Source organism: Trichococcus sp. (assembly GCF_049589555.1).
GTDB lineage: Bacteria > Bacillota > Bacilli > Lactobacillales > Aerococcaceae > Trichococcus.
This window is the reverse complement of record NZ_JBAWAZ010000108.1, coordinates 1-8,852: the sequence shown is the minus strand read 5'-3', so window position 1 is coordinate 8,852 and position 8,852 is coordinate 1. Positions and strand designations below refer to the sequence as shown.

9 protein-coding genes and 1 other RNA gene are annotated in these 8,852 nt (G+C 46.4%); 4 read left to right on the top strand and 6 right to left on the bottom strand.

All coding sequences use genetic code 11. The annotated features are described in order from the left end of the window. Positions 1 to 20: 20 nt before the first annotated feature. From dtd to WBV27_RS04760, 6 genes are all read right to left on the bottom strand, one after another. Entirely contained in the window at positions 21 to 467 is a 447-nt protein-coding gene (gene dtd, locus WBV27_RS04785) for a D-aminoacyl-tRNA deacylase (protein ID WP_424199902.1), read from the bottom strand. Between the two features lie 22 nt (positions 468 to 489). Next, positions 490 to 2,700, bottom strand: coding sequence for a RelA/SpoT family protein (locus tag WBV27_RS04780; RefSeq protein ID WP_424199900.1), 2,211 nt, complete (start codon positions 2,698 to 2,700; stop codon positions 490 to 492). Between the two features lie 277 nt (positions 2,701 to 2,977). Beyond that, positions 2,978 to 3,643: a deoxyribose-phosphate aldolase gene (deoC, locus tag WBV27_RS04775; protein ID WP_424199898.1), complete on the bottom strand. Its 666-nt coding sequence runs from the start codon at positions 3,641 to 3,643 to the stop codon at positions 2,978 to 2,980. Continuing rightward, a complete protein-coding gene (locus tag WBV27_RS04770; protein ID WP_424199896.1) occupies positions 3,636 to 4,412 on the bottom strand; it encodes a 16S rRNA (uracil(1498)-N(3))-methyltransferase in 777 nt (258 codons plus the stop codon). Before WBV27_RS04770 ends, deoC begins: the two co-directional genes overlap by 8 nt. 3 nt (positions 4,413 to 4,415) lie before the next feature. Beyond that, positions 4,416 to 5,366, bottom strand: a complete 951-nt coding sequence (prmA, locus tag WBV27_RS04765; RefSeq protein ID WP_424199894.1) for a 50S ribosomal protein L11 methyltransferase — start codon at positions 5,364 to 5,366, stop codon at positions 4,416 to 4,418. A 21-nt stretch (positions 5,367 to 5,387) separates the two neighbouring features. Then, complete coding sequence (locus WBV27_RS04760) at positions 5,388 to 5,870, bottom strand: DUF3013 family protein (RefSeq protein ID WP_106449439.1); 483 nt, start codon at positions 5,868 to 5,870, stop codon at positions 5,388 to 5,390. A gap of 225 nt (positions 5,871 to 6,095) precedes the next feature. Between WBV27_RS04760 and WBV27_RS04755 the strand changes: the two genes are divergently transcribed. The 4 genes from WBV27_RS04755 to WBV27_RS04740 all read left to right on the top strand — a co-directional run bounded on the left by WBV27_RS04755 (position 6,096) and on the right by WBV27_RS04740 (position 8,654). Then, on the top strand, positions 6,096 to 6,470 hold the full coding sequence (locus WBV27_RS04755; RefSeq protein ID WP_119093676.1) for a hypothetical protein: 375 nt from the start codon (positions 6,096 to 6,098) through the stop codon (positions 6,468 to 6,470). 169 nt (positions 6,471 to 6,639) lie between these two features. Next, positions 6,640 to 6,981: a cell division regulator GpsB gene (gene gpsB, locus WBV27_RS04750; protein ID WP_068559682.1), complete on the top strand. Its 342-nt coding sequence runs from the start codon at positions 6,640 to 6,642 to the stop codon at positions 6,979 to 6,981. 18 nt (positions 6,982 to 6,999) lie between these two features. Beyond that, positions 7,000 to 7,365: RNase P RNA component class B (rnpB, locus tag WBV27_RS04745), an RNA gene on the top strand. Positions 7,366 to 7,487: 122 nt separating this feature from the next. Next, positions 7,488 to 8,654 (top strand): THUMP domain-containing class I SAM-dependent RNA methyltransferase, encoded by a 1,167-nt coding sequence (locus WBV27_RS04740; protein WP_424199890.1) that lies wholly within the window; start codon positions 7,488 to 7,490, stop codon positions 8,652 to 8,654. Positions 8,655 to 8,852 lie beyond the last annotated feature (198 nt).

Sequence of the window (8,852 nt, the reverse complement as noted above, 5' to 3'; positions counted from 1 at the left end):
GGTTCAAGCTGCCGGCTCTGTTATTTGTTTTTGGAATCGATGAGAATGGTTACGGGTCCATCGTTGTTCAAACGGACAGACATGTGCGCACCGAATTTACCCGATGCCACAGAGAACCCTTCCGCTCTTAACAGCTCGTTGAACGCTTGATAAAGCGCCTCCCCCATTTCTGGAGCGGCTGCATTGGTAAAGCTTGGGCGGTTGCCTTTTTTTGTATCAGCGAACAAAGTGAACTGGGATATGGAAAGAATGGCTCCTTCCACATCCTTCAAGGAGCGGTTCATTTTGCCCTCTTCATCCTCGAAAACCCGGAGATTTGAAACTTTGCGGACGAGGTAGTGCACGTCTTCATGTGTGTCATCCTTGCCGATGCCGACCAAAAGCATAAAGCCCTCTCCTATTTCCCCGATGAGTTCATCATCAACCGCGACGGATGCTTCCGTCACTTTCTGTACCACAACACGCATATCTTTCCTCGATTCATTTTGATTAGGATGTGACCCTTCTGACAGTGTAGACGTCCGGGATGTTTTTGATTTTATCGACGATTTTGTCCAGTTGACTCAAATTTTGGATCCCGATCTTCAACGTAATGACCGCAATTTTATTGCTGTCGACTTTCCCGTTTACGCTGCTTAGATTTTTGGTCATTGTGTTCACCACATGCAAAATCTCGTTCAACAGACCTGAGCGATTGTAGCCCTCGACCGTCAATTCGGTTTCGTAATCGATATTGGATGTGCCGGTATCTTCCCATTCGACATCAATCAAGCGGTCACCGTGCTCTCCGGACACCTGAACATTCGGGCAATCTTTCCGATGGACCGAGATGCCGCGCCCTTTCGTGATGTAACCGACAATTTCATCCCCCGGGACCGGATTGCAGCAATGACTGATGCGGATGAGCAGATTGTCCACACCTTGAATGACTACGCCGCCTTCATGACGGATCTTCATTTTAGGATTATCTTTTTTTGTTTTTTGCTCGATCGTGTCCAACTGTTGTTCCGCTTTGTGTTTATCCCGCTCACGGCGAACTTTCTCGGTCAAACGGTTCGAAACGATGAACGCAGACAGTTCGCCGAAGCCGATGGCGGCATAGAGGTCATCTTCCGAATTTACATTGAAGCGATTCAACAAATCTTTGATCGCTAGTTTCGTAAGGAACTCTTTTGGCGAAAACTCCATTTCCGTCAATTGTTTTTCCAGCATATCCCGGCCTTTGATCACATGTTCATCGCGGTCCTGCAGTTTGAAGTAGCGTTTGATTTTATTTTTTGCTTTGCTTGTGGAAACCAAGTTGACCCAGTCCCTGCTTGGACCGAATGAGTTCGGGGATGTCATCACTTCGATGATATCGCCATTCTGCAGCTTGTAATTCAAAGGGACAATCTTCCCGTTGACTTTCGCCCCGATGGTTTTGTGTCCGATTTCGGTATGGATGTTATAAGCGAAATCCAAAGGACCGGCACCGGATGGCAATTCCACGACATCGCCTTTCGGAGTGAAGACATACACCTTGTCCTTGAAAATATCCTCCTTCACGCTTTCGACGAATTCGCTGGCGTTCTTGGAATCATCCTGCAGATCGATCAGATCGCGGAACCAATCGATCTGATGGGGCATTTTATCCGGATCGATTTTTTTGGTGATGCCTTCTTTGTATGCCCAGTGCGCCGCAACCCCATACTCTGCGACTTGATGCATTTCGATTGTGCGGATTTGGATTTCTACGGGTGTTCCCTGCGTCCCGATGACGGTCGTGTGCAGTGACTGATACATATTCGCTTTGGGCATGGCGATATAGTCTTTGAAGCGGCCCGGCATAGGTTTCCATTTTGTATGGATGGCCCCCAAAACGGCATAACAATCTTTGATGGAATGGACGATGACGCGGATAGCCAACAGATCGTAGATTTCCGTGAACTGTTTCTTTTGGTCCTTCATTTTTCGGTAGATGGAGTTGATATGCTTCGGTCTGCCGTAGATGTCGGCTTCAATTTCCAATTCATCGATCGAATCTTTGATTTTGTTGATCGTATCTTTGATGTACAGTTCCCGTTCATCGCGTTTGCTGTTCATCAAATGAACGATCCGGTAATATTGCTGCGGATTCAGATACCTGAGCGACGTATCCTCCAATTCCCATTTGATCCGGTTCATCCCTAAGCGGTGGGCTAAGGGTGCGTAAATTTCCAGTGTCTCATTGGATATGGTCCGTTGTTTTTCCGGTTTATGGTATTTCAGCGTGCGCATGTTGTGCAATCTGTCCGCCAGCTTCACCATGATGATCCGCAGGTCCTTCGCCATAGCCATCAACATCTTTCGATGGTTTTCGGCCTGTTGTTCCTCATGCGACTTGTATTCGATCTTCCCTAATTTCGTGACGCCATCGACTAAGATGGCTACGGTTTTGGAGAATTCCCGTTCGATATCCTCTAATGTATATTCTGTATCTTCCACAACATCATGCAAAAATCCCGTTGCAATCGTTTCTGGATCTAATTTCAAATCTGCCAATATCGCTGCGACTTGGGTCGGATGAACGAAGTACTCCTCGCCGGACTTGCGCATCTGTCCGCTATGGGCTTCCCTGGCAAAATCACACGCTTTTTGGACAAATGCCACATGGGTTTCATTCATATATTCCGCGCATAGCTGCACAACCTCTTCAGGCGAATAGGTTTTGATTTTCGGCATGTTGTCACTCCTGACTCTTAAGATTATGTATTTACTTACTGCGATTCCGTCCGCAAACGGAAAAGCTGCTGAATATATCATATTTTGCAAACAAAAAAGAAAATATATTTCCCTTTATTATACTTTAAATCGGAACGATGCGCCATCAACATTTATCCCCTGTTCACAAGCTTTAAGCACCATAAAAAAACCTTGAAGGACAGCTTCATAAAAAAGCAGTCACTCAAGGTTACTTGATTATTTAATTATTCGGATGCAAACGGAGCACCCCATGCATTTATTTGGCCGCAAGCCAACCTTCGACGATTTTCTTGCCGCTGGAAGTGCCCAAACGCGTTGCGCCGGCTGCGATGAAGGCCAATGCATCTTCATACGAGCGCACACCGCCGCTTGCTTTTACGTCCATCACAGGACCGACTGTCTTGCGCATCAGTGCGATATCCTCCAATGTTGCGCCACCTGTTGAAAAACCGGTGGATGTCTTGACAAAGTCGGCGCCTGCCTTTTGAGCCAACTGGCAAGCGATGACCTTCTCTTCATCGGTCAACAGGCACGTCTCGATGATGACCTTCAGGATTGCCTTGCCTTTGACGGCTTCGACCAAAGCTGCGATTTCATGTTCGACTGTTTGGTAATTGCCATCCTTCAAAGCTCCGATGTTGATGACCATATCGACTTCATCGGCACCGTTCTGAACCGCTTGTTTCGCTTCGAAAGTCTTCACTTCTGCTGTATTGGCGCCATGCGGAAAACCCACGACGGTGCAGACAAGCACATCCGAACCGGTCAGGAAGGCTTCTACTTTTTTGACCCAGTAGGGTTGCACGCAGACGGATTTGAAGTCATATTCCCTCGCCTCTTCGCAAAGGGCTTTGATTTCCTCCTCTGTCGCATCTTGTCTTAATAAAGTGTGATCGATATATTTGTTTAATTTTTCAACCATTTTTATCCGCTCCTTTTCTTAATTCCATTTCATAGGATACTGCCGCCAACGCATATAAAGGGGCTGTTTCAGCCCGCAAAATCCTCGGTCCCAAAGCACAGCTCTTATGGCCGGCTTGTCTGAATGCCGCCAGTTCTTCCGGCGCTAATCCGCCTTCAGGCCCAAACACAAACAACAACGAATCGCCTGGTTCAAGATTTTCCAGTGTGTTCACCAAGATGCTGCCCTCACCGGCCTTTGCATCCTCTTCATAGGCAATCAATACTTTACTGTATTTTTCCGCTTCCGCCAACAACTCTTTGAGGTTGTGGACAGGATGCACAAAAGGCTCTTTTTGGCGGTGCGATTGCTCCGCTGCCTCTTTCGCAATTTTCTGCAGGCGCTGCTGTTTTTTTGCGCTTTTGTCCGCTGTCCACTTCACAACCGCATTTTTTGCTGCGAAAGGGATGAAGGCTGCCGCGCCCAACTCTGTGCCCTTCTGTACGATATATTCCAGCTTGTCGCCCTTCGGCAAACCGCAGGCAATTGTAATCTTGACCGGAAGTTCCGTTGAGCGGTCTTCATCAGCCACCCACTTCAAACTGACCGTATTTGCGGATATGTCGATGAGTTCCGCAACGAACGAAATGCCTGAATTGTCGGCCAAATATACCTGCTCCCCCTGCTTCATGCGCATCACATGCACCATATGGTGATGGAAATCATCCGACAAAATGATCGGCTGCGTTTGATAATCTCTTGTTAGAGGCGGAATGATGTATCGTTGCATGCTTCAATCCTCCAGATTTTTAGTGCAGATCAGGCAGACCCAATCTTTCATTTGCTTTTCTTGCTCGATTTCAAAGCCATTGCTGATCAAAGCAGCGATCAGTTCCGCTTTCTTCGATTCGATGATGCCCGAAAGGATGAAATAGCCATCATCCTTAAGATTCTTGTAGGCATCGGGAAGCAACAGCAGCAGGATTTCCGCCAGGATATTCGCAACGATGATGTCCGCTTCTTGATCAGCGATCCCTACCAAAAGGTTGTTCTCTTTGACGATGACGTCCGAAGCATAAGCATTATAAGCAATGTTCTCTTTGGAGACGCGTGTTGCGATTTCATCGATATCGTAAGCATAGACTGTGTCCGCGCCCATTGCCTTGGCTGCGATGCTCAGCACGCCTGACCCGGTTCCGACATCGATCACTTTTTCGCCGCCCCGCATCACTGCTTCGAGTGCTTCGATGGACAGACGCGTGGTTGGATGCGTGCCGGTACCGAAGGCCATCCCTGGATCCAATTGAATCAACATTTCTTTTTCATCTTCAGGCGTGTATTCTTCCCAATAAGGTACGATCGTCAGAAAACGCGTCAAGCGGATCGGATGGAAATATTCCTTCCAGGAATTTTCCCAATCCTCTTCTTTCACTTGGTTGATCTGCAGCTCATTCTTCCCGATCTTCAGATCAATTTTTTCCAACTCCGCCAGCTGTTCTTTGATGAACAACACAGTGTCCTGAAAACCCGCATTGTTCGGATAATAAGCCATGATATAAACGGCATGCCCTTCTTCAGGCAACGCACGTTCCTCTTTTATCTGGCCGAAACCGTCATCCTGCAGATTGACGAAGTCCAATTCGTCATCTATCGCGACGCCTTTCGCACCGGCTTCCATCAATATATTCGATACAGCCTCAACTGCTTCGGTAGCAGTCACAACCTTCACTTCATTCCATTCCATTTACAATCACCTTTCCTATCATCAAGGATAACGATAATACGTTTCATCATATCTACCTAGTTCCTTCAGTGTTTCAATTGTCTGCATAAAATTCAGCTCATTCCAATGCAATTCGAAGCTGGAGTCTCCTTCATTATTCAGAAAATCCCTGAGTTTGCTGTTAGCTTCGCCAACCGTCAGGCGTATGTTCTTGACCACTGCTTCGGCCAATCCGCCTTGGATCCCTTTTTTCCGATCGAATGGGATGCCGGTCAAATACTCCTCCGTTTTGATTTTTGAGGATGCACGATCATAGAACAAAACGGAATCTTCAAAAACGAACCGATCTTCATGATTCGAATGGCCGAATATATCAGAAATACTGTTGTCTGGAGGATAACTGACTTCTAATAATAACACAATTTCGACTGTATGGAAGGGTTTATGCCACTCCAATCGCCATTCGCAAGGCAAGTGCTGTTCTTCCAATTCCTCGTGGATTTTATCGATCATACTTTTGTCCATTTTCTTCCTCCTCGTGCCTTCATTTCGGCAGAGCTTTACTGGCTCTGTGCCGCCTCCGGATGACGCTCTCCATCCATTGTAGCAAATAATGAGAAAAAGATATATTCCGGGCTATGCATCAGCAAATAATTAGCCGTAAACCGACCCGCGACATGCAGGGAACGATTTATAAAAGGGGCGGTTTGTGATATATTTAGGTCAGGCAAAAAGTTGGAGGGATATTTCATGACAGAACAATCAGAGATCAGACAATCCATCGATTACTTAGTGACGCGCATCGCCCGTGATTACCAGAAAACAGAATACAAAGACAGCTTGAAAGTCCAGATCCCATTCGGTCGAAGGGCTGAAATACTGTTGGCTGAGGACTATCTCACAGCGGATGAAAAAATCATTTTCGAAGACGGCATCGATCCGGCTACAAAAAGCGAACTCTTCAAAGAGGTACTGCAATCCAAAACGGATAAGGTCTTCAAGAGCTTTCTGTTGGAGATATTCGGCAAGCAGCCTGTTCTTAATGAAAATTTATCCATCACGACAACCAAATCCGGAAACAAGCACTACATCATCATCAATTTTCAAGGAGCCATGCCCTATTAGGCTTTCCAAACATTTCTGGCTGCCTCACTAACCGGCGGGGAAAATAAAAATTTAGGTTGAGTTTATGCGAAAAGCCTGATATGATGTTGATTAGAATATTTGCTTATTAATATTACGATTTTATGCTATACTGTTTAGGTAACAAGGACAACTAACGAGGTGTGCAAATATGGCAGATAAAAATCTAACAACTAAAGATATTCTGCAAAAAGAATTCAAAAGCGCTATGAGAGGCTATAACGTTGCAGAAGTCGATGAATATCTGGATATGATCATAAGAGATTATGAATCTTATCAAAAAGACCTTTCTTATCTTCAAAGCGAAAATGAACGTTTGATGAGCCGTGTGGATGAGTTGACGAAGCAAGCAGTTTTAGCTAAGCCGACCCAATCAAATGTATCATCAGTCGGCAGCGGTGTAACGAATTTTGATATTCTGAAACGCCTTTCCAACTTGGAGAAACATGTATTCGGTTCAAAACTGGATGAAACAAACGAAGAAGCAAACTAGCATCAAAAAACATTTGTAAATTTCGGGTAATTGCGGTCTCCTTTATGGAGGCTGAGGAAAGTCCATGCTCGCACAAGCTGAGATGCTTGTAGTGTTCGTGCTTAGCGAAACAATAAGCTAAGGCAATCGAGAGATTGACGGCAGAAAAAAAGGCTAAGGGCTCTGCCTATGCCTGAGTATTCTTGAAAGTGCCACAGTGACGAAGCAGACGGGGAAACCTTTCTGGTGGAACGCGGTAAACCCCTCGAGCGAGCAACCCAAACTTTGGTAGGGGCACTCTTTCCAAGGAAATGAACGAGGGAAAGAGGCAGAAATGCAGATAGATAATTACCTCCGCCATCAGAGGCCTGGCTCCGATGGCGCGACAGAACATGGCTTACAGAAATTTACAAATCAGGCTTTTTTTCTTCAAAAAGAATACGATCGAGGATGGGACAAGCTAATTTTTGTCCCATTTTTCGTGCATTATCCGGCAATTTCTAAGGCAAAACAATAAGGAGCAATAAATGAAAACATATCAATTAATGGCTACGGCCGCAAGCGGCATCGAAGCCATCACCGGCAATGAGCTGAAAAAAATGGGCTACAACGTCCAGGTCGAGAACGGCAAAGCCTACTTCTCCGGTACAGAAGCGGACATCATCACCACCAACCTGTGGCTGCGCACCGCTGACCGCATCAAAATCGTGTTCGGCAAATTCGAAGCAAAAACTTTCGATGACCTTTTCGAACAAACAAAAGCTTTGCCATGGGAACAAATCCTTCCGATGGATGCGGAATTTCCTGTTTCCGGCAAATCGCAAAAATCGACTTTGTACAGTGTCCCTGATTGCCAAGCGATCGTCAAAAAGGCCATCGTCAACCGTCTGAGCGAATATTACCACCGCCGTACCCGTTTGCCTGAATCCGGCGCACTCTATCCGATCGAAGTGGCCATCAACAAAGATGAAGTGATCCTGACGATCGACACGAGCGGTTCCAGCCTTTTCAAACGCGGTTACCGTTCCGAAAAAGGCGGCGCACCCTTGAAGGAAAATATGGCAGCCGCTTTGGTGATGTTGACGAATTGGTTCCCTGACCGTCCCTTCTATGACCCGACTTGCGGTTCCGGCACGATTCCGATCGAAGCGGCTCTGATCGGCCTGAATATCGCTCCTGGATTGAAGCGCTCCTTCCCTTCCGAAGAATGGAACATTTTTGAAGAAGGTTTATGGGATCGCATCCGCAATGAAGCAAAAGCTGCCGCGAACTTCGATGTGAAGTTGGACATCGGCGGTTCGGACATCGATCCGCACGTGATTGCCATAGCGAAGAGCAATGCCGAAAAAGCAGGTGTTGCGGATTATGTCTCTTTCAAACAATTGGCTTTGGCCGACTTCACGACTACCAAGGAATACGGCACGATCGTCTGCAACCCGCCATACGGCGAGCGACTTTCCGATCAGGAAGAGATCGAGATACTCTACAAAGAGATGGGCCAAGTTTTCCGTCCATTGAAGACATGGAGCAAATACATCCTGACGAGCGAATTGCTTTTTGAAGAATTCTACGGCGAAAGAGCCACGAAAAAACGCAAACTCTACAACGGCAGATTGCGTACCGATTTCTTCCAATATTGGGGAACGCGCCCGCCAAGAATCAAAAAAGAGCTTGATACCAGCGAAACCAAATAAAAATAATTTTTCCAAATAAATAAAAGCAGTCTGAACGCCCCGCATCAGCGAGGGAGTTCAGACTGCTTTTTTGGGGATAGTGTACTTTTTTTGTGAACAGCACCCAGTTGATTAAGGTCTGATCAGCACTTTCAACGCTTCTCGATTGTCCATGGCTCTGTAGCCATCAGGAACACCGTCCAGGTCGACTGTCACGTC

What these genes read in the sequence shown, in the direction of transcription:
- prmA (WP_424199894.1), bottom strand. Translation starts at nt 5,366, where the DNA reads ATGGAATGGAATGAAGTGAAGGTTGTGACTGCTACCGAAGCAGTTGAG.
- WBV27_RS04760 (WP_106449439.1), bottom strand. Translation starts at nt 5,870, where the DNA reads ATGGACAAAAGTATGATCGATAAAATCCACGAGGAATTGGAAGAACAG.
- WBV27_RS04770 (WP_424199896.1), bottom strand. Translation starts at nt 4,412, where the DNA reads ATGCAACGATACATCATTCCGCCTCTAACAAGAGATTATCAAACGCAG.
- WBV27_RS04755 (WP_119093676.1), top strand. Translation starts at nt 6,096, where the DNA reads ATGACAGAACAATCAGAGATCAGACAATCCATCGATTACTTAGTGACG.
- dtd (WP_424199902.1), bottom strand. Translation starts at nt 467, where the DNA reads ATGCGTGTTGTGGTACAGAAAGTGACGGAAGCATCCGTCGCGGTTGAT.
- WBV27_RS04780 (WP_424199900.1), bottom strand. Translation starts at nt 2,700, where the DNA reads ATGCCGAAAATCAAAACCTATTCGCCTGAAGAGGTTGTGCAGCTATGC.
- deoC (WP_424199898.1), bottom strand. Translation starts at nt 3,643, where the DNA reads ATGGTTGAAAAATTAAACAAATATATCGATCACACTTTATTAAGACAA.
- WBV27_RS04740 (WP_424199890.1), top strand. Translation starts at nt 7,488, where the DNA reads ATGAAAACATATCAATTAATGGCTACGGCCGCAAGCGGCATCGAAGCC.
- gpsB (WP_068559682.1), top strand. Translation starts at nt 6,640, where the DNA reads ATGGCAGATAAAAATCTAACAACTAAAGATATTCTGCAAAAAGAATTC.